At 61.3% G+C, this 18402-nt stretch carries 19 protein-coding genes and 1 pseudogene; 18 read left to right on the top strand and 2 right to left on the bottom strand.

Annotated features, from left to right (window positions below):
* Window positions 1–28: 28 nt before the first annotated feature.
* Entirely contained in the window at window positions 29–1060 is a 1032-nt protein-coding gene (locus NKH80_RS26525) for a LacI family DNA-binding transcriptional regulator (RefSeq protein WP_352505501.1), read from the bottom strand.
* A 6-nt stretch (window positions 1061–1066) separates the two neighbouring features.
* Window positions 1067–1306 (bottom strand): hypothetical protein, encoded by a 240-nt coding sequence (locus NKH80_RS26520; RefSeq protein ID WP_352994598.1) that lies wholly within the window; start codon window positions 1304–1306, stop codon window positions 1067–1069.
* A gap of 124 nt (window positions 1307–1430) precedes the next feature.
* On the opposite strand from NKH80_RS26520, the gene NKH80_RS26515 reads away from it, so the two are divergent.
* The 18 genes and pseudogenes from NKH80_RS26515 to NKH80_RS26430 all read left to right on the top strand — a co-directional run bounded on the left by NKH80_RS26515 (window position 1431) and on the right by NKH80_RS26430 (window position 18357).
* Entirely contained in the window at window positions 1431–3044 is a 1614-nt protein-coding gene (locus tag NKH80_RS26515; RefSeq protein ID WP_352505503.1) for an extracellular solute-binding protein, read from the top strand.
* Between the two features lie 78 nt (window positions 3045–3122).
* Window positions 3123–3983, top strand: a complete 861-nt coding sequence (locus NKH80_RS26510) for a carbohydrate ABC transporter permease (RefSeq protein WP_352705193.1) — start codon at window positions 3123–3125, stop codon at window positions 3981–3983.
* Entirely contained in the window at window positions 3980–4939 is a 960-nt protein-coding gene (locus NKH80_RS26505) for a carbohydrate ABC transporter permease (RefSeq protein WP_352705191.1), read from the top strand. Before NKH80_RS26510 ends, NKH80_RS26505 begins: the two co-directional genes overlap by 4 nt.
* A complete protein-coding gene (locus tag NKH80_RS26500) occupies window positions 4936–6027 on the top strand; it encodes an ABC transporter ATP-binding protein (protein ID WP_352994594.1) in 1092 nt (363 codons plus the stop codon). The genes NKH80_RS26505 and NKH80_RS26500 overlap by 4 nt, the downstream gene beginning before the upstream one ends.
* Before the next feature lies 1 nt (window position 6028).
* Window positions 6029–7090 (top strand): ABC transporter ATP-binding protein, encoded by a 1062-nt coding sequence (locus tag NKH80_RS26495; RefSeq protein ID WP_352994591.1) that lies wholly within the window; start codon window positions 6029–6031, stop codon window positions 7088–7090.
* Window positions 7091–7140: 50 nt separating this feature from the next.
* Window positions 7141–8229, top strand: a complete 1089-nt coding sequence (locus NKH80_RS26490; protein WP_352994629.1) for a Gfo/Idh/MocA family protein — start codon at window positions 7141–7143, stop codon at window positions 8227–8229.
* A gap of 26 nt (window positions 8230–8255) precedes the next feature.
* The gene (locus NKH80_RS26485) at window positions 8256–9170 is read left to right on the top strand and encodes a sugar phosphate isomerase/epimerase family protein (protein WP_352475473.1); all 915 of its coding nucleotides are present in this window, start codon (window positions 8256–8258) and stop codon (window positions 9168–9170) included.
* A 37-nt stretch (window positions 9171–9207) separates the two neighbouring features.
* On the top strand, window positions 9208–10149 hold the full coding sequence (locus NKH80_RS26480) for a sugar ABC transporter substrate-binding protein (RefSeq protein WP_352994588.1): 942 nt from the start codon (window positions 9208–9210) through the stop codon (window positions 10147–10149).
* Between the two features lie 61 nt (window positions 10150–10210).
* Window positions 10211–11215 (top strand): ABC transporter permease, encoded by a 1005-nt coding sequence (locus tag NKH80_RS26475; protein WP_352994585.1) that lies wholly within the window; start codon window positions 10211–10213, stop codon window positions 11213–11215.
* A complete protein-coding gene (locus NKH80_RS26470) occupies window positions 11212–11994 on the top strand; it encodes an ATP-binding cassette domain-containing protein (protein WP_352474248.1) in 783 nt (260 codons plus the stop codon). Before NKH80_RS26475 ends, NKH80_RS26470 begins: the two co-directional genes overlap by 4 nt.
* A 34-nt stretch (window positions 11995–12028) precedes the next feature.
* A complete protein-coding gene (locus tag NKH80_RS26465; RefSeq protein ID WP_352994583.1) occupies window positions 12029–13210 on the top strand; it encodes an aldose 1-epimerase family protein in 1182 nt (393 codons plus the stop codon).
* 91 nt (window positions 13211–13301) lie between these two features.
* Window positions 13302–14390, top strand: a complete 1089-nt coding sequence (locus tag NKH80_RS26460; RefSeq protein ID WP_352994580.1) for a fatty acid desaturase family protein — start codon at window positions 13302–13304, stop codon at window positions 14388–14390.
* A 44-nt stretch (window positions 14391–14434) separates the two neighbouring features.
* Window positions 14435–14767, top strand: a complete 333-nt coding sequence (locus tag NKH80_RS26455) for a MocE family 2Fe-2S type ferredoxin (protein ID WP_352994578.1) — start codon at window positions 14435–14437, stop codon at window positions 14765–14767.
* Between the two features lie 18 nt (window positions 14768–14785).
* Window positions 14786–15586, top strand: a complete 801-nt coding sequence (locus NKH80_RS26450; protein ID WP_352994575.1) for a 3-methyl-2-oxobutanoate hydroxymethyltransferase — start codon at window positions 14786–14788, stop codon at window positions 15584–15586.
* A 308-nt stretch (window positions 15587–15894) separates the two neighbouring features.
* Window positions 15895–16038: pseudogene (locus tag NKH80_RS26445) on the top strand (carboxymuconolactone decarboxylase family protein); the annotation flags it as partial.
* 118 nt (window positions 16039–16156) lie between these two features.
* A complete protein-coding gene (locus NKH80_RS26440; RefSeq protein ID WP_352994572.1) occupies window positions 16157–16912 on the top strand; it encodes a DUF2971 domain-containing protein in 756 nt (251 codons plus the stop codon).
* A gap of 75 nt (window positions 16913–16987) precedes the next feature.
* Window positions 16988–17413, top strand: a complete 426-nt coding sequence (locus tag NKH80_RS26435) for a hypothetical protein (RefSeq protein ID WP_352994569.1) — start codon at window positions 16988–16990, stop codon at window positions 17411–17413.
* Complete coding sequence (locus NKH80_RS26430; protein WP_352994567.1) at window positions 17410–18357, top strand: TIR domain-containing protein; 948 nt, start codon at window positions 17410–17412, stop codon at window positions 18355–18357. Before NKH80_RS26435 ends, NKH80_RS26430 begins: the two co-directional genes overlap by 4 nt.
* Window positions 18358–18402: the final 45 nt, after the last annotated feature.

The following is an 18402-nucleotide window of genomic DNA, read 5'->3' as shown; positions in this document are numbered from 1 at the left end:
TCACGAAACCCCAGCCACTCACCTGGGTTCAGATCTCCGGGATGCTCTCCCTGAAGATCACTTGCAGCCTCGGCTGGTGCAGTTCGTAAGGCAAGCCCTTGACCGCGTGGATCAAGGTGTTGAGCGCCTCGCGGGCCTCGACGCGCGGGTTCTGGTCGATGACCGCGTCGAGCGTGCCGTCGAGCAAGAGCTCCTTGGTGCCTTCCGTCACCTCATGGCCGAGAAAGACCGTCGACAGCGCGCGCCCGCGTTCCTTCAGCGCGCGGGCGATGCCGGTGTTGCCAGCGCCGACATTGTAGACGGCGGCCAGGTCCGGGTGCCGGTCCAGCAGGGCGGAGGCCTCAGAGTAGGCTTTTTCCCGATCGTCGAGCATTTCGCGCATCTCGACGATCTGCAGATTGGGCGATTCTTCCGTCAGTATGTGGCGGAAGCCCATCTCGCGCTCTTCGTGGCCGCGGTAGGAGAGCGAACCGGCGAACAGCGCGACCTTGCCCGGACGCTCTGCGCCCATGAAGCGGTTGAGCAGGTAGCCGGCGAGCCGGCCGGCGGCGCGGTTGTCGATGCCGATATAGGCAACCCTCGGCACATGCAGGATGTCGGAAGCGAGGGTAACCACCTTGACGCCGCTGGCCGAAAGCGAGCGGATCGCCTCGCGCACCGTCGGATGGTCGAGCGCGATCACACCAACGCCTTGCGTCTGCCCGTGCAGTTCCTGCAGCAGACGGGCGAGCCGATCCGGATTGAAGCCTTCGATAGTGGCGACGCGGACGTCGAGGTCAGGCCGCGACTGCGCCTGCGCCTCGATCTGGCGGTGCAGCATCTTGATGAAGGAATTGGTGCCGGCGGGCAGGGCGAAATCGAGCCGTATGATCTCACCGCGCAGCGCGTTGAGCGAGCTCGGATTATTTGAATTTTCAGCGATATAGCCAAGCCGCTGTGCCGTTTCGAGCACGACCTCGCGAGTGCGCGCCCTGACCCCGGCGCGGTTGTTGAGCACACGGTCGACCGTAGCGGCGGAAACGCCGGCTTCCCGAGCTATGTCTGTCAGGGTGGACCGCACTGTCGATCACCTCATTCCAAAATGTGCCAAAGGCGCATCGAGATTACGCATTTCATAGGTCCGATGTCGAAGAGCGGCCGCATGGCCGCTCGCGATTCTGATGGGAAATGATGTAACCGGCCTTGGCCGATCCGCAAGTCGCTGCGCTAGATCAATTCCGAAGCGGACCAAAGCGGCGAGGTGGGCAGGCCTGGTTCCCTCAAATTCAAGCACCGGCTTCGGTGTGAGAGCCTTGATGAACGCCATTTTCCTCTCCCTTGAGATATTATGATGTGTCTTGATTATTTATGATGTTGACAGCCTTCGTGTGGTGCCGTCAATATCCATCATAAGGGCCGTGGAGGAACAAGGCCCTGAGGGAGGAGTTCCAATGTCGAATTTGATCCGCGTGTCGCGGCGCCGTTTGCTGGCGTCCGGTGGAAAGGCGGCAGTGCTTGTTGCCGCCGCAGGTATCGCGCCGAAATTCATTCGCCCAAGCCGTGCCTATGCGGCCGATGCCCTGGCGCCCGGCATGATCGGTGGCCCGACCGGCTTCGACGGCTCGGAGCGCTATCAGTATGGCGCCGACACACCCGAGGGCCGCGCCATCGAGGCAGCCAAGGCGATGAAGGGCGCCGGCAAGGCGCCGACGAAGATCGTGCTCGGCCTGTCCGACGGTTCGATCGGCCAACTGACGCAGCCGTTTCCGGCGGGCGCGCCGTCGATCAAGGATCTATGGGAGAAGGAAACCGGTATTCCGCTCGAGATCGTCGGTGTGCCCAACGGCCAGGAATTCACCAAGACGATGCAGGACATCTCCACCAAGGGTGGAGCCTACGACATCTACGCGGTCGAATGGAACCGTCTTGGCGACCTCGCCGAAACCGGCGGCATCCTCAAGCTCGACGACTTCGTTGCACAATATAAGCCGGAATGGGACGATCCCGAGCGTGGCTACGTCAACGGCGCCAAGGGCGTCTCGCTGCTCAACCAGTATCGCGGCTCGACCTACGGCGTGTCGCTGGATGGCGATTTCCAGACCTGGGTCTACCGCACCGATCTGTTCGGCGACGCAGCCGAGAAGAAGGCCTTCTCCGACAAATACGGGTATGAACTGGCGGCGCCGAAGACGTGGAAGCAGCATGACGAGATCGCAGCCTTCTTCCAGCGCCCGGACAAGGGCCTGTTCGGCTCGACCGATCTGCGCAACCAGGGCTGGGGCTACACCAACTGGTATCAGCGTTATGTCTCAATGGCTTCGCCCAATCAGTTTTTGTTCGACGATGCCGGCAAGCCGCTGATCAATTCGGAGCAAGGTATCGCGGCGACCAACGAGTACATTGCTTCGCTTTCGCACCATTCGCCGGATGCGATCTCCTGGGGTTGGCCGGAGCAGTACGGCAATTTCGCCAAGGGCGGTGCGGCCATGACCTGTGCCTTCTCCAACCTGCCGAAATTCCTCGACAATGCCGGCAACAAGGATTCAGCTGTCACTGGAAAGATCGGCTCGATGCTGCCGCCCGGCCGCGAGATCGACGGAAAACTGGTCAGCCGTTCGGTGCTGTGGCTCAATCTGTCGGCGTCGGTGTCCTCGCAAGCCAAGAATCCGGAAGCCTGCTACCTGTTCCTGCAGTGGCTGGGTTCAAGTCGCATCTACGCCTGGATGACCGCTAATCCGGGCGGCTATTTCGATCCGTTCCGGCTGTCGGATTTCTCCGATCCGCTGGTTCGCCAGACCTATCACGCCTATCACATGGACGTGGTGCGCGAGACGGTCGCCCGCACCGTGCCCACCATCAACTATCCCGGCGCCACCGCCTTCCACAACGCGCTGGACGAGAACCTCGTCGCCGCGTTGACCAAGGCCAAGACAGCCGAGCAGGCGATGGCCGACACCGAGGCCGAGTGGAAGAAGATTGCCCGCCGGACCGGCGAGGAGAAGCTTCTCGAGGCCATCAAGACCAACAAGGAGGCCTGGCCGACCGTCCTCGATCCGATCGCCTGATCCTCGCAGGATCTTACCAAGGAGGGGAGGAGCGGCCGCTCTTCCCCTCGCCAACGAAGGACCCAGCAAAGCCGCAAGATGAAGCGTTCAGTTCCTTTCGAGATATTCCGCTATGCCGCGATCTTTGCGGCGATGGCGGTGACGCTGGTGCCGATCCTGTGGATGGTGTCGATGGCGCTCAAGCCGATCGCCGAATGGTCGGCGACCGGCGCCGACCTGACCTGGTGGCCGAAGAACCCGACGCTCAGCAATTTCCGCTTCGTCTTCGGGGAATCGACCAACAATCTGATCGTCGCGCTCGACCGCACCGCCCTCAAGCCGATCCTGTCGTCGCTGCTGTCGGCCACGTTCGGCACGGCAATCGCCATGTCGGCGGGCACCGCGGCGGCCTACGGGCTGTCGCGCTTCGGCTCTGGCCAGAACCTGCCGCTGGCGCTGATCCAGCTTCGCCTGTTTCCGCCGATGGCGGTCATGACCCCGGTGATGATCATGTGGGCTTTCCTCAACTTCACCGACAGCTGGTGGGGGCTGTCGCTGATCTATGGCATCGTCACGCTGCCTTTCGCCTTCTGGCTGATGAAGACCTTCTTCGACGACATGCCGCGCGAGATCGAGGAGGCGGCATTGGTCGAGGGCTGTTCGCGGTGGCGCGTCTTCACCCGCATCACGCTGCCGATGATGCGCGCGCCGCTGGCCAGTGCGGCGCTGTTCGTCTTCATCCTCAACTGGTCGGACTATCTGATCGCGTTGCTTTTGACGACGCGCGAATGGGTGACGGTCCCTGTCTACATGGCCTCGCTGTCCTCCTCGATGACCGGACAGCTCTACGGCGCCAAGGCTGCTCTCGGCCTGATCGCCGCGGTGCCGCCGGTGATCATGGGCATCGCCATCCAGCGCCATCTGGTGCGCGGGCTGACCTTCGGGGCGCTCAAGCAATGAGCGCGGTGGCAGCGACGATTTCGGAGGGCGACATGCTTGCCTCCAAAGCGGCGTCGGTGTTGCCGGACGAGGGCGCACGGCTCGGCTTCCAGCTGACCCTGCCGGCGCAGATCCTGGTGCTGTTCATCGCCGTCTTCCCGCTCCTGATGCAGCTCTATATCAGCCTCACCGACTGGTCGCCGCTGTCGGGCACCGGTTGGTGGAATGCCTGGTCGATGTGGAACAGTTTCGCCAATTACACCGACCTTGCCGTCGACGCACGCTTCTGGAGCGCGCTGAAGCGCACGGCCATCGTCATGATCGTCTGCGTGCCGACGGAGGTCCTGCTCGGGCTGGCGCTCGCGACGCTGTTTGCCGACGAGTTTCCGGGCAAACGGATCTTCTACTCGATCCTCTTGATGCCGATGATGGTGGTGCCGGCGGTGGCCGGCTACATGTTCTTCATGTTGTTTCAATCAGGCGGCCCGGTCAACGACATCCTGTCGGCGATCTCAGGCTTTCCCGTCACCATCGCCTGGCTGTCGGACCCGACGCTGGCACTCATCGCCGTCATGGTCGCCGACATCTGGCAGTGGACGCCGCTGATGTTCCTGATCCTGCTTGCCGGCCTGGTCGGCGTGCCTGAGGACCAGATCAAGGCGGCGACGCTGCTCGGCGCCAACCCGTGGCAGCGCTTCGTCACCATCGTGCTGCCGAAGATGAAGACGATCATCGTCATCGCGCTGGCGATCAGGGTGATCGAGAACTTCAAGATCTTCGACACGCTTTACATCATGACCGGCGGCGGTCCCGGCGTCGCTACCGAAACCATCTCCGTCTACATCTACAAGCTCACCACCCAGGACTTGATCTGGGGCTATGTGGCGGCAATCGCGCTGGCCATACTGATCGTGCTGTCCATTGCCGCGGTGTTTGCCATGAAACGCATGGCCCAGGTACGCGAGGTGACGGCATGAGCACCATCCATCTGCAGAACCTGGTCAAGAAATTCGGCGACTTCACCGCACTGAAGACGATGGACCTGGCCATTGCCGACGGCGAGTTCATGGCGCTGCTCGGGCCGTCCGGCTGCGGCAAGTCGACGACGATGAACATGATTGCCGGCATGGAAGAGCCGACCAGCGGCAAGATCCTGTTCGGCGAGCGCGACATGGCCGGCGTGCCGATGGGGCGGCGCGGCGTCGGCTTCGTCTTCCAGAACTATGCGATCTTCACTCATATGAGCGTGCGGCAGAACCTCGCCTACGGGCCGAAAATGCGCGGCGCAGCAAAGGCCGATATCGACCGCCGTGTCGGCGCCATTGCCGAGATGCTGCAACTGACGCCGCTGCTCGACCGCAAGGCCGACAGGCTGTCGGTCAACATATTGCAGCGGGTCGCGATCGGCCGTTCGGCGATCATGGAGCCGGCGATCTTCCTGCTCGACGAACCGCTTTCCAATGTCGATGCCGCCTTCCGGGCGGTGATGCGGACCGAACTGAAGCAGCTGCAGCGGCAGTTCCGGCAGACCATGGTCTATGTCACCCACGATCAGCTCGAAGCGATGACCATGGCCGATCGCATCGCGGTGATGGACCATGGCGTGCTGCAGCAGGTCGGCACGCCACTGGAAGTCTACAACAACCCGGCCAATGTCTTCGTCGCCCGCTTCATCGGCGCGCCGGGCATGAACCTGCTCAAGGGCAGGCCGGCGGAAAGCGACGGTGGCCTAGTCATCGATCTTGGCCCACTGGGGGCGACGCCGCCGCTGCCGGTCGAGATCGCCGATGCCGCACGCCGGATGCGCGGCGAGGTGTTTTATGGCTTTCGACCGGAGCAGGTGACGCTGACTGAAGGCGGCCGTGGCCTGTCCATGCCGGTGAGTTTCGTCGAGCGGATCGGCGCGCGCACCATCATCCATCTTGGCGAGGGCGAGACTGCGGTGAAGGCGGTGTTCGACAATGATGTCGGGCTGGCGATCGGGCAGACAGCCGTCGTCGCGCCTGCGGCGGAGGCGGTGCGCGTCTTCGACGCCGCCACTGGCGTTGCGTTGAGAGCAGCTTGAGATGGCCGATATCGTCTTTCGCAATGTCACAAAGCGCTACGGCAACACGCTGGCCGTCGACGATGCGTCGTTTGCGGTGAACGACAACGAGTTCTTCTGCTTCTTCGGGCCGCCGCTGTCTGGCAAGTCGACGATACTACGCCTGGTACTCGGCCTGGAAACGCCCGACATGGGCGAGGTCCTGATTGGCGGCAAGCCGGTCAACACGGTGTCGCCGGCGGAGCGCAATGTCGCCATGGTGTTCCAGAACCTGGCGCTGTTTCCGCATATGAGCGCGCGCGACAACATCCGCTTTCCGCTGGTCGAACGCCGGGTCGCCGAAGCCGAGATCGAAAAACGCGTCGCCGACGTCGCGGCTAAGCTGCATATCGGCCATATCCTGCACAAGCCGCCGGCGCAGCTTTCAGGCGGCGAGCGGCAGCGTGTCGCGATCGCCCGTGCGCTGGTGCGTGATCCCGTCGCGTATCTGATGGATGATCCAATCTCGGCGCTCGACGCCAGGCTGCGCGAGGAGACGCGCGTCGAGCTGAAGCGCATCCAGCGCGAGCTCGGCAAGACGCTGATCTATGTCACGCACGACCAGGAAGAGGCGATGTCGGTCGCCGACCGCATGGCCATACTGGAGAGCGGCAAGATCAGGCAGATCGGCGCGCCTGCCGAGATCTATGACCGGCCGGCCAGCACCTATGTGGCGCGGCTGCTTGGCTCGCCGATGATGAACATATTGAAGTCGGTGCACGGCGCTGAAGGCGTCGAGGCGGCGGAAGGCACGATCCGCATCGCGGACAAGACGGCGCCGGCCGATGCCGTCGAAATCGGACTCAGGCCGGAAGACATCAAGGTCAAGGCCTGGTCGGAGGGGGGCGCGGGCCGCCCGGCGCGAGTGTTCGAGGTCGAGCCGCTCGGCGGCTACACCGTAGTGACGCTCGCCGCCGGGCAGGCGCGTCTGCGGGCGCTGTTGCGCGGCCAGCCGGACATCAGGCCGGACGCGATGGTGGCGATATCCTGCGAGCCGGGCAGGGTGCATTATTTCGGGCAAAGCGGGGGAGCGCTGGCAAGGTGACGGCGGCTGTAAGAAACGAGCTTCGGGAGGAACATATGGCAAGCCAAGAAATGGTCGGCAACGGCTTCGAGCCGGACGTTAAAGTCCGCACCAGGGAATACAAGATCGGCTGCGTCGGCGCCGGCATGATCATGGCCGAATGTCACCTTGCCGCCTACAAGGAAGCCGGTTTCCCCGTGGTGGCGATTGCCTCGCGGACCAAGGCCAGCGCCGAGAAGGTCGCCAAACGCTGGGATATCCCGGCCGTCCACGACACGCCGGAACAGCTCATCGAGGACAAAAACGTCGAGATCATCGACCTTGCCTTTCCGCCCGACCAGCAGCCGGCGCTGATCCGCCATGCGCTGAAGCAGGCACATATCAAGGCGATCCTGGCGCAGAAGCCATTGGCGCTGTCCCTTGAAGAGGCCGTCAAACTGCGCGACGAGGCGGCCAAGGCAGGCAAGATTCTCTCGGTCAACCAGAACATGCGCTACGACCAGTCGATGCGCGTCTTGAAGCAGGTGATCGACAGCGGCGCGCTCGGCGACATCGTCTTCGCCCAGATCGACATGCATGCGATCCCGCACTGGCAGAGCTTCCTCGAGGACTATGACCGATTGACGCTCGCCAATATGAGCGTCCACCATCTCGACGTACTACGCTTCCTGTTCGGCGATCCCCTAGAGATCACCACCCTGACCCGCAAGGACCCGCGCACCCGCTTCGACCATTCGGACGGCATCACAGTGTCGACGATCAAGTTCCCATCCGGTGTGCTTGCCGTATCGCTGGAGGATGTCTGGTCCGGGCCGCGCCAGGAGGGCTACAAGGACGACCAGCACATCAACTGGCGCGTCGACGGCACCAAGGGCGTCGCCAAGGGCACCATCGGCTGGCCGACTGGCGCTGCCTCGACGCTGACCTATGCCTCGACCGAGACCACCGGTGGGGAATGGGTGACACCCAGCTGGGACACGAAGTGGTTCCCGCATGCTTTTATCGGCGTCATGGAGCAGCTCCAGCACGCGGTCAAGACTGGCGAGCCGCCGGCGCTGTCCGTCGCCGACAACGTCAAGACCATGGCGCTGGTCGAAGCCGGCTACCGCTCCATCGACAAGGGCCGGACGGTCAAACTTTCCGAAATATCAACTGACTGAGCCACTTACAGGGAGGACTTCACACCATGATGCAGGCAGGTATTTTCACGGGTTATTTTCCGTATGGCCTCAAGGAAACCGCGCAGAAGATCCGTGCGCTCGATTTCAACACCGTGCAGCTCGACCTGCATTTTAGGGACATCGACCTGTCGGCCGGACAGATCACCAGGGACAAAGCCAAGACCGTCCGCGATACGTTTCGCGACCACAATCTGCCGATCTGCTGCGTATCGGGTTACACCAACATCATCCATCCGGACCTGGGCGAGCGCGAGCGGCGCGTCGGCTATTTGAAGGAGATCATCCGCAACGCGCGCCATTTCGGCACCCCTTACGTGATCTCGGAAACGGGTACCTACAACACCGAATCCGACTGGGTGCATCACCCGAAGAACAAGACCGAGGAAGGGTTCGAGGAATGCCGCAAGGTCATCGCCGACCTTGCCCAGACCGCCTATGACCACGGCGCGGTCTTCCTGCTCGAAACCTATGTCAACAATGTCGTCGGCTCGGTCGAGGAGACGGTGAGGATGTTCGCGCAGGTCGACCACCCAGGCCTCGGCCTGTTGATGGACCCGACCAACTATTTCGAAACCCACAACATCGACCGGATGGATCAGATCCTGAACCAGGTGTTCGACACGCTGACCGACAAGATCAAGATCGCCCACGCCAAGGACGTCAAGCGTTCCGGCGGCGACAAGTCGGAGAAGCACGCAGACATTGGCGACGAGGACGCGCTGGAGAGCCACACTTTCCGCGGCGTCGGCGAGATCGAGCTGCCGGCGCCCGGCCTCGGTTCGCTGAACTACGACCTTTATCTCAAGCGGCTGGCCGAAAAGCACCCGAACATCCCGGTCATCATCGAGCATCTTTCGGAAGACGACGTGCCGCGCGCCAAGAAATTCCTCGACGGGAAATTCCGCGCCAACGGACTGTGATGGCGCGGTTCGGCTACGAAACAAGGGAGGAAGAGAAATGTTGAAATTCGCGTTGAAAATCGCTGCTGCGGCGACCTTTCTTGCCAGTGTGGCGCTGGCTACGCCGGCGCTGGCACAGGATGCCCAGAAGACGTTCTACCTGTTGTCGCATGGCGGCCCGTCGGACGCCTTCTGGATCGACTGGAATGCCGGTGCCACCAAGGCGTGCGACCAGCTCAAGGTGACCTGCAAGATCTCGTTCAGCGGCGGCGACATGGCGGCGCAGAAGGAAGCCTTCAACTCGGCACTGGCAGCCAAGCCGGACGGCATCGCCACCACCTCAGCGCAGCCCGGCCTGTGGACCGAAGAGGTCAAGGCGGCGAAGGCCTCCGGTATCCCTATCGTGTTCTTCAACACCGACGATCCGGCGACCGGCCGGCAAGCCTACGTCGGCGCCGATCTCAAGGAAGCCGGTGTCATCTGGGCGAAGTATCTGGTCGACCACAAGATGGTGAAGCAAGGCGACAAAGTGTTCCTGCCGGTCGAAGTGCCGGGCGCCAGCTACCAGCAGCTCGAGACCGAAGGCATTGCCAGCGTCTTCGATCCGCTCGGCATCAAATATGACGTGGTCGATTGCGGCACCGATCCGGCCGGCATCATCGCCAAGATGACCGACTACATGGTGGCCAACAACCCGCCGGCGATCATCGCGCTCGGCGATTCCGTTGCGGCCAGCGTCAAGCGGGTGTTCGACGGTGCCGGCGTGCCGGCCGGCAAGGTCCCGGTCGTCGGCTGGGGCAATTCGAAGGAAACGGCCGAGTCAGTCAAGTCTGGGTTCATCAACGCGGCTGCCTGGCAGTTTCCCTCGGCGCAAGGGTTCATGCCGGTGGCGCTGCTCGGGCTGGCCGCTGCTGGCGAACCGATCGGCTACGACATCCACACGTTCAGCCTCTACGACGCGTCGAGCGTCGAACCGATCCTGAAACTCTACAACAAGTGATTGAAATTGACGCTCGCCGCGCAGGCGGCGGGCGTCACCTTGAAATATGGTCGAAACAGTCATGACAATTGCCGCAGAAGAGGAAATGCCGCGTGCCAAACGCAGGTCGAGCCTGATGCGCTCGCCGCAGTTCTCTTCGCTCGTCATCCTGATTGTCCTGCTGGCGGTGTTCGGGATCGCCGACGCCAATTTCCTGTCGCCGCTCAACATCTCCAACATGATGGCGTTCCTGCCCGAGCTCGGCATCATCGCGCTCGGCATGACGCTGCTTCTGACGGCGGGCGAGTTCGACCTTTCGGTCGGTGCCGTGTTCGGGCTAGCGCCGGTCGTGGTCATGCTGCTGGTGCAGAACGGCGGGTTTGATATTGGCGTCGCGCTGTTGGCCGGCCTGCTGCTCTGCATAGCGATCGGTGCGATCAACGGCCTGATCGTCACCAAGATCGGCATCTCCTCCTTCCTGGTGACACTGTCGATGTTGCTCGTCGTGCGTGGGGCAGCGCTTTACATCACCCAAGGATTTCCGCTGAAATCCTGGGACCAGCCAGGCTTCTTCGTGACGCTGCTGGCCGGCAGCTTCAATATCGGAACGTTCCGTTTCTATACCTCGCTGTGGTGGTTCATCGGCCTGTCGCTACTGGCGATCTATGTGCTGCACTACGCCAAGCTCGGCAACTGGATCAGCGCTATCGGCTCGAACCGTAACGCCGCCGTAGCGCGCGGCGTGCCGGCCGATGCGGTCAAGATCTGGCTGTTCATCCTCACCTCGGTGCTGGCCGGTCTCGCCGGCATGATCAGCGCCTTCCGCATCTCTGCCGCCTCGCCGGTGGCCGGCACCGGCTACGAGCTCGAAGTGATCGCCATGGTGGTGGTTGGCGGCACCGCGCTGACCGGTGGACGCGGCACCATTTTAGGCACCATCGTCGGCGCGCTGATGCTGCGCAGCATCCGCAACGGCATCGTGCTGATCGGCGTGCCTGGGCTCGCCTACAACATCTTCGTCGGCGTCATCATCCTTGCCATGCTCATCCTGCACGCTTTGCTGCAGAAGAACGCCGCCAGGAGCTGATCATGGAAGTGCTTCGGCTGCAGAATTTGCAAAAATCCTTCGGCAGCGTCCGCGCCCTGAAGAACGCGTCCTTCGCGCTCAACGAGGGCGAAGTGGTGGCCTTGCTCGGTGACAACGGCGCCGGCAAATCGACGCTGATCAAGGCGATCTCGGGCGTGTTTCCGGTCGATCGCGGCGAGATCTATGTGCGCGGCCAGAAGGTCTCCATCCGCTCGACGCGCGACGCGATGGATCTCGGCATCGAGACCATCCACCAGGACACCTCGCTGGCGCCCGACCTCAGCATCGCGCGCAATCTTTTCCTCGGCCGCGAGCCGGTCAATCTCAAATGGCTGGGCGTGTTCGCGCCGCTCGACCTTGCCAAATTGCGCGATGCCGCCTCGGCGCTTTTGAAGCGCGTCGGCATCTCGAAGAAACTCGACGCCGATGCACTGGTCAGCACATTGTCGGGCGGCGAGCGCCAATCGATCGCCATTTCGCGTGCCATGCAATTTGCCGCCAAGGTCATCATCCTCGACGAGCCGACCAACAATCTCGGCGTCGAGGAAACGCACGGCGTGCTGCGCTTCGTCAAGGAAGTGCGTGACGCCGGTCACTCGGTGCTTTTGATCACCCACAACATCCATCACGTCTTCCAGGTCGCCGATCGCATCATCGTCATGCGCCGCGGCGAGATCGTCGCCGAGCAGACGGTCGCCGATACCGATCTGCTGACCGTGGAAAGCATCATCACCGGTGCCGACATGTCGGCCCTGCTCAAGGAGACGAGAGCGAAGTGAAGGACGGGAGCAAAGTGAAAGAACTGGCCGTCACATGGTAGAGCTTTACGGCAAGACGCTGTCGCGCCGGCAGGTCTCGGAACGCTCGGGCATGCTGTCGCAGTTCGCCGGCGTGCGGCTGATGACGCTTGGCGACGGCGTCGAGCGCGGCATCCGCATGCTCGAATTCCGCACCGGCTCCGGCCTGCGCTTCACCGCGCTGGTCGACCGGGCGCTCGATATCGCCGATTGCGACTTCAGGGGCCAGGCGATCGGCTGGCACTCGCCGAGCGGTTTTCGCCATCCCGGCCTGCACGAATATGAAGGCGAGGAGGGATTGGCGTGGGCGCGGTCGTTTTCCGGCCTTCTGCTGACCTGCGGCCTCGACCATATATTGTTCATGAACGAGGTACCCGCCGACACCTACAACTACCCGCCGAAGAAGACGGTACGCCATTCGCTGCACGGCCGTGTCAGCACCATTCCAGCGCGGCTGACCGGCTATGGCGAGACCTGGGACGGCGACCGCTGCGTGTTGTGGGCCGAAGGCATCGTCCAGCAATCGACTGTATTCGGCGAGGATCTGCACCTGCTGCGGCGGATCGAGGCCGATGTCGGCGGCAACGAGATCCGGCTTTCGGACCGTGTCGTCAATCACGGTTTCAACCGTACGCCGCATATGTATTTCTACCACATCAATGTCAGTCATCCGGTGCTCGACGAGGGATCGCGCTACCTGGCGCCGATCCGCGACGTCGTCTGGGCCGGGCATGCCGGCGAGCGCTATGAAGCGCAGAAGGTCGGCTACCGCACGGTGCCGGCGCCGCAACCGGGATTCAAGGAACAGGTCTGGCAGCATGAACTCGGCGCCGACAGCACCGGCGAAGTCCCGGTGGCGGTGGTCAACGACAGGCTCGGCCTTGGCTTCGAGGTGGTCACGCGCAAGGACCAGTTGCCTTGCGCCTATGAATGGCAGAATTTCCAGGCCGGGCAGTACGCGCTGGGCATCGAGCCGTCGACGCATCATGTGCTGGGCAATCTGGCGGCGCGCGAACGCGGCGAGATGATCTGGCTGGAGCATGGCGAGAGCCGCTCCTACGATGCGGTGTTCCGGGTCCTCGACGGCGCCGGCGAGATCGCCGCCGCCGAAAGCCGGATCGCTGCAATCGCCAGGCAGCCGCAGCAGGATTATCCCCAGCCGTCGGGCCGTTTTCCTGTTCTTGGAGGCAGGTCGTGATAATGGCGAACAGGATACGGGACACCAGTTGGGAGGCTGGTTCCGGCCGGAGCGGGGAGGGTTCGCGGCCGATCGGGAATTGGAGGTCACAATGGCTGGCACGGTAAAGCGCGATTACAGCCTGGTCGGCGAAAGCACGCGCAGGGCGATCGAGACGGGACTGGCCTCGGCGGAGTGGTACCACACGGATGTCCCCCGCAAGGCGATCAAGGAGTTGATGCAGCGCTCAGACGGCCCGGCGATCCGCGACACGATCATCTGGATCGTCGCCATCCTCGGCTCGGCCGCCGGCGCCATCTATTTCTGGGGTACCTGGTGGTGCGTGCCGTTCTTCTTCGTCTACGGCGTGCTCTATGGCTCGTCCAGCGACTCGCGCTGGCACGAATGCGGCCATGGCACTGCCTTCCGCACGCGCTGGATGAACGATGTCGTCTACCAGATCGCCAGCTTCATGCTGATGCGCAACCCGGTGACCTGGCGCTGGAGCCATGCCCGTCACCACACCGATACCATCATCGTCGGCCGCGACGCCGAGATCGCCGTGATGCGCCCGCCGGACCTTTTGCGTGCGGCGCTGGCTTTCACCGGCATCCTCGATTTTCGCTATTCGCTTCCGGCACTGGTACGCCAGGCGTTCGGCAAGCTGACGCTCGACGAGAAAAGCTACGTTCCCGAGATGGAACAGCACAAGGCCGTCATCGCGGCGCGCTGGCATATTGCCATCTACATCGCCACAATAGCACTCGCCCTTTTCATGCAGTCGTGGGTGCCGGTGGTGCTCATCGGCGTGCCGCGCCTCTACGGCACCTGGCACATGGTGATGACCGGCCTGCTGCAGCACATCGGTCTGGCCGACAACGTCGTCGATCACCGGCTCAACACCCGTACCGTGTACATGAACCCGATCAGCCGGTTCATCTACTGGAACATGAACTACCACGTCGAGCACCACATGTTTCCGATGGTGCCCTATCACGCGCTGCCCAGGCTGCATGAATTGATCAAGCACGATCTGCCGGAGCCGAACCCGTCGATATGGCATGCCTATCGCGAGGTCTGGCCTGTCCTGCTCAGGCAGCTCAAATACGAGGATTATTTCCTCAAGCGCGAACTGCCGCCAACCGCACGGCCCTATCGTGGCGAATTCCACGAAGTGAACATGTCGGCAGCGGCTGAGTAGGTACTGCGCACAAGCGCAACGCAGAAATTTCAGGAGAGATAGAGATGGCCGATTGGGTCGAAGCGTGCGCCGTGGACGATGTCGAAGAGGAAGATGTCATCCGCTTCGACCATGGCGGCCGCACCTTCGCGATCTACCGTTCGCCGGACGATGAATTCTTCGCCACCGATGGGTTTTGTACGCATGAGAAGGCGCATCTGGCCGAAGGGCTTGTGATGGACGACATCATCGAATGCCCCAAGCACAATGGCCGCTTCAATTACAAGACCGGGCAGGCGAAGGGCGCTCCCGTTTGCGTCAATCTCGCGACCTATCCAGTCAAGGTCGAAGCTGGCAAGGTGATGATCCAGATCGCTGACCGGCCTTCTGTCACGTAGCAAAGGGAACCAAAATCCATGAGCCGGAAAAGACCGACCGTCGCAGACCTGCGTGCCATGAAGGGCAAGCGGCAGCTGACGATGCTGCGCGTGCTGACGATGGACGAGGCCGAGGCCGCCGAACGCGCCGGCGTCGATATCGTCTCGGTGCCGCCGGAGCTGGTGCTCAATCCGCAATACCGCGATGCGGCACCCAGCCTGTTCACCATGCCGGGCGAGAATTTCTTCGAAATCGGCACCGCCGATGATTTCGTCCGCTGGGGGTTCCGGCTCTACAAGGCCAGCGCCGATGCCGTCTATTGCAGCGCCGGCTATGCCACCATCAAGCGAATGGCCGACGATGCCATTCCGGTGATCGGCCATGTCGGCCTCATCCCGTCACGCGCCACCTGGACCGGCGGCTTCAAGGCTGTCGGCAAGACCGCCGACACCGCCATGCAGGTGTTCGAGGCGGTGAAGCAACTGGAGGCCGCCGGCGCGATCGGCGCCGAGATCGAAGTGGTGCCGGTCGAAGTGGCCAAGGCGATCTCGGAACGGACGTCGCTGATCATGCTGTCGATGGGAGCGGGCACCGGCTGTGACGCGCAGTATCTGTTCGCCGACGACATCCTCGGCCAGAACCGTGGCCACATGCCGCGCCATTCCAAGGTCTATCGCAATTTCGCCGCCGAATACGATCGCCTGCAGGCCGAACGCATCGCCGCCTTTTCCGAATATGTCGCCGATGTGAACAGCCTGGCGTATCCCGAAGACAGGCACGTCGTGCACATGGACCCGGACCAGCTCAGCCTGTTCCTGGAGAAGATCGAAGCCGCATAAGACGCCCCGGCAGCGGCACAAAGCGTCATCGCGGATCGTAAAAGGCCGGTTCGGCGCCAGCGCCAGGTCATCGCATGGCCGGCTGCGATGCCACACGAACGTTTGTTGGTCCCTGTCTGGACGGCACCGGCCAGATGCTGTTGAAACCGGTGCGTCATCGGTTTGCCGGACAATTGTGCGGTTGCCGATGGAGCGGGTGAAAATTCCCCTTCGGACAGTTCTGCGCATGACCGCCATTCCCGAAAACAAAGCCTTGCCGGAAACCGCGACGGCGCGGCAAGCCCGGCGGGTGGCGCTGATCGTCGCCGTCGCCTTTGGCGGCAGCGCGGGCCAAGGGCATGACCGATGCGCAGCATGGCGAGCTGGTCTCGATCATCGGGCTGGCCGGCCAGACCAACCAGATGGTCACCGCGATGCAGATCTCGCTCGATCCGCAGTTCGAGGTGAACTGAGGTGGCTTGCCTTATGGATGTTCACACCTCGTCAATTTCACTGCGCATCAACGTGCGTCGACTCAGAAGTCGGAGTATACGTCACTTTTTTGCAAGAGTTCTTGTGAAGGGGTAACTGATGGCAATGAAGCCATGGCTGCGCGCCGAGTGGAAACAAGCCGGATACGGAACCCAAATGGGGAGTAGTGCGGTGGTCCCCCCTCCGTCGCCGGCATTACTGCGTCTCTATCATATCACCTCGGCTGAATATGGACTTAGCAATATTGGTCTGAAGCGCTTGAAAGTGGCTCGATTTTCGGCCCTCAACGATCCTTTTGAGCTATTGGCAGCTGACTGTAAAGACTCTTCAATAAGATCTGCGGCGGAGAGCTACAAAAAGAACTACGATTTAAAACACGGATTGCTTTGTTTTAGCGCGAATTGGTCGAACCCTCTGCTTTGGAGTCACTATGCTGGAAAACATACTGGAATTTGTCTGGGATTTGACGTCCCGAGAAATGTGGTTACGAAGGTCATCTATGAAGGTAAGCGTCGACGAGGCATCACCTTAGACGGGACATCCCCCGATGGTCTCTCCGATATGGTGAAGGAATTACTGATAAAAACAAAGTTTGAGCACTGGGCTTATGAAGCCGAGCATCGAATGATACTCAATCTGAAGAAAATGAATGAAGAAGGCTCGCTTCATTTCAAGGATTTTGAATCGGATCTAGATCTCTCAGAAGTGATTTTAGGCCCGCTATGCCCAATCAGCTTGCCGAGAATCCGCGAGCTAGTTCGTTCGCGGTTTAGTGACGACGTTAGAGTTTACAAAACGCGGCCAGCTTACGGCGGATATGTTGTAGTTCCGGACGAAAAATCAGTGGATTGGTGAAGTGAGCCGTATCGAGGTTGTTCCCCATATGTTCGACCCATGGTATATGCTAAGCATGGATAATCGGGGACTCGCATGTTGGAACAGAAAATCGCTCATCTTGGAATGATCCAAGGTGTCATTGGCCGGATGGCATCTGACAGCCAGATTTTGAAAACTCTGGCCATTACGATCGCGGCAGCAATCATAGCGCTTGGCCAGACACAGGGCGCAACGTCACCCGGCTCGACGCCATCCTACCTTCCACTGATCGCGGTTTTTCCGATTCTAATCTTTTGGGGACTGACGGCCAAACAGCTGCATGTAGAGCGGGCCTACAGACGCCTATACGATGCGGTCCGGTTGGACGAGGAAGTCTCTCCATTTTCCATGGACTGGCGGGAATTCCGACATCGGGTTGCGGGCCCTTTCCGTCTGGCGTTTTCGTGGACGGTCGCGTTGCCGTACATCGGGGTCGTAATTATCTTAGTGGCTGTTTGGCGCTACGGAGGTCATCCATGACGGACGAAAACGGAGACCTTCTCAAGGCTATCATCAACGCTCTGACAAGGAGCGATCCCGCACCTAACTCGCTTGGTCATCTTATTGGAGGTTCGACCCCTCGGCGTGAAAACCCGTTCAATAGCTTGTTGGGATCAATATCTCCGCAACCGGCACCTAACTCGCTTGGTGAATTTCTTAGAGGTTTGGCACCTCGCCGCGAAAATCCGCTCAATAGCTTGTTCGGTTTGCTATCTCCAGCGGCAGATGAAAGGCCGATAGGCCCTATCGGTCTCGGCTTTAGGGGATTGAGCTCGCCGACGATTCCGCAACATCTTCTGAGCGCCGAGCCGAGGAGGCGTGGGATTTTCTTCTCATTCCACTACGCGGACATCCATCGAGTGAACAACGTTCGCAATGCGATGCAATTCCAGAAGGAAATCAAAGAAGCCAGTTGCTTCGTGGACAAGAGCGTATGGGAAAAGGCGCGGCTCATTAATCCTGAATCGCTTAAAGGCATGATCCAGCGAGAGATGCGGTACAGTTCGGTCGTTTGCGTTCTGTTTGGTTCTGAGACATGGGGCCGACGCTGGGTTCGCTATGAGATCGCAAGGAGTGTCATCGAGCAGAAAGGCCTCATGGCCGCCAGCATCAATAGTTTGACCCACATTGAGGATCGAGTCCCTCACGCTAGAGGTCCAGACCCTCTCGAATACATGGGCGTTGGGAAGATCGAGGACGGGACATATCGACTTTTCGAATTGGCTACCGACGGTCTTTGGCATCGCTATGAAGACTATCTCGGGCCTGTGCCATCATTCCCGAAGTACCTTGCCACTCCAGCGCCCGGCCATCTGTCTCCGCTCAATCACGGAGCGATGACATACGACTTCAAGCAACAAAACGGTTGGAAGAACCTGGGCGGGTGGGCTGATCTCGCGGCCAAAGCCGCAGGACGCGCATAGTCGACCCGCAATCGCGCCCGATCTGGGAGCTCGACTGCATTCAGC

Source organism: Mesorhizobium sp. M0904 (assembly GCF_040319475.1).
GTDB lineage: Bacteria > Pseudomonadota > Alphaproteobacteria > Rhizobiales > Rhizobiaceae > Mesorhizobium.
This window is presented reverse-complemented; position numbering and strand designations above follow the sequence as displayed.

Bases quoted from the DNA above. Each gene is read 5' to 3' on its own strand.
- NKH80_RS26505 (WP_352705191.1), top strand. From the start codon at position 3,980: ATGAGCGCGGTGGCAGCGACGATTTCGGAGGGCGACATGCTTGCCTCC.
- NKH80_RS26490 (WP_352994629.1), top strand. From the start codon at position 7,141: ATGGTCGGCAACGGCTTCGAGCCGGACGTTAAAGTCCGCACCAGGGAA.
- NKH80_RS26485 (WP_352475473.1), top strand. From the start codon at position 8,256: ATGATGCAGGCAGGTATTTTCACGGGTTATTTTCCGTATGGCCTCAAG.
- NKH80_RS26455 (WP_352994578.1), top strand. From the start codon at position 14,435: ATGGCCGATTGGGTCGAAGCGTGCGCCGTGGACGATGTCGAAGAGGAA.
- NKH80_RS26480 (WP_352994588.1), top strand. From the start codon at position 9,208: ATGTTGAAATTCGCGTTGAAAATCGCTGCTGCGGCGACCTTTCTTGCC.
- NKH80_RS26520 (WP_352994598.1), bottom strand. From the start codon at position 1,306: ATGGCGTTCATCAAGGCTCTCACACCGAAGCCGGTGCTTGAATTTGAG.
- NKH80_RS26515 (WP_352505503.1), top strand. From the start codon at position 1,431: ATGTCGAATTTGATCCGCGTGTCGCGGCGCCGTTTGCTGGCGTCCGGT.
- NKH80_RS26495 (WP_352994591.1), top strand. From the start codon at position 6,029: ATGGCCGATATCGTCTTTCGCAATGTCACAAAGCGCTACGGCAACACG.
- NKH80_RS26430 (WP_352994567.1), top strand. From the start codon at position 17,410: ATGACGGACGAAAACGGAGACCTTCTCAAGGCTATCATCAACGCTCTG.
- NKH80_RS26500 (WP_352994594.1), top strand. From the start codon at position 4,936: ATGAGCACCATCCATCTGCAGAACCTGGTCAAGAAATTCGGCGACTTC.
- NKH80_RS26440 (WP_352994572.1), top strand. From the start codon at position 16,157: ATGGCAATGAAGCCATGGCTGCGCGCCGAGTGGAAACAAGCCGGATAC.
- NKH80_RS26510 (WP_352705193.1), top strand. From the start codon at position 3,123: ATGAAGCGTTCAGTTCCTTTCGAGATATTCCGCTATGCCGCGATCTTT.
- NKH80_RS26435 (WP_352994569.1), top strand. From the start codon at position 16,988: ATGTTGGAACAGAAAATCGCTCATCTTGGAATGATCCAAGGTGTCATT.
- NKH80_RS26475 (WP_352994585.1), top strand. From the start codon at position 10,211: ATGACAATTGCCGCAGAAGAGGAAATGCCGCGTGCCAAACGCAGGTCG.
- NKH80_RS26465 (WP_352994583.1), top strand. From the start codon at position 12,029: ATGGTAGAGCTTTACGGCAAGACGCTGTCGCGCCGGCAGGTCTCGGAA.
- NKH80_RS26450 (WP_352994575.1), top strand. From the start codon at position 14,786: ATGAGCCGGAAAAGACCGACCGTCGCAGACCTGCGTGCCATGAAGGGC.
- NKH80_RS26460 (WP_352994580.1), top strand. From the start codon at position 13,302: ATGGCTGGCACGGTAAAGCGCGATTACAGCCTGGTCGGCGAAAGCACG.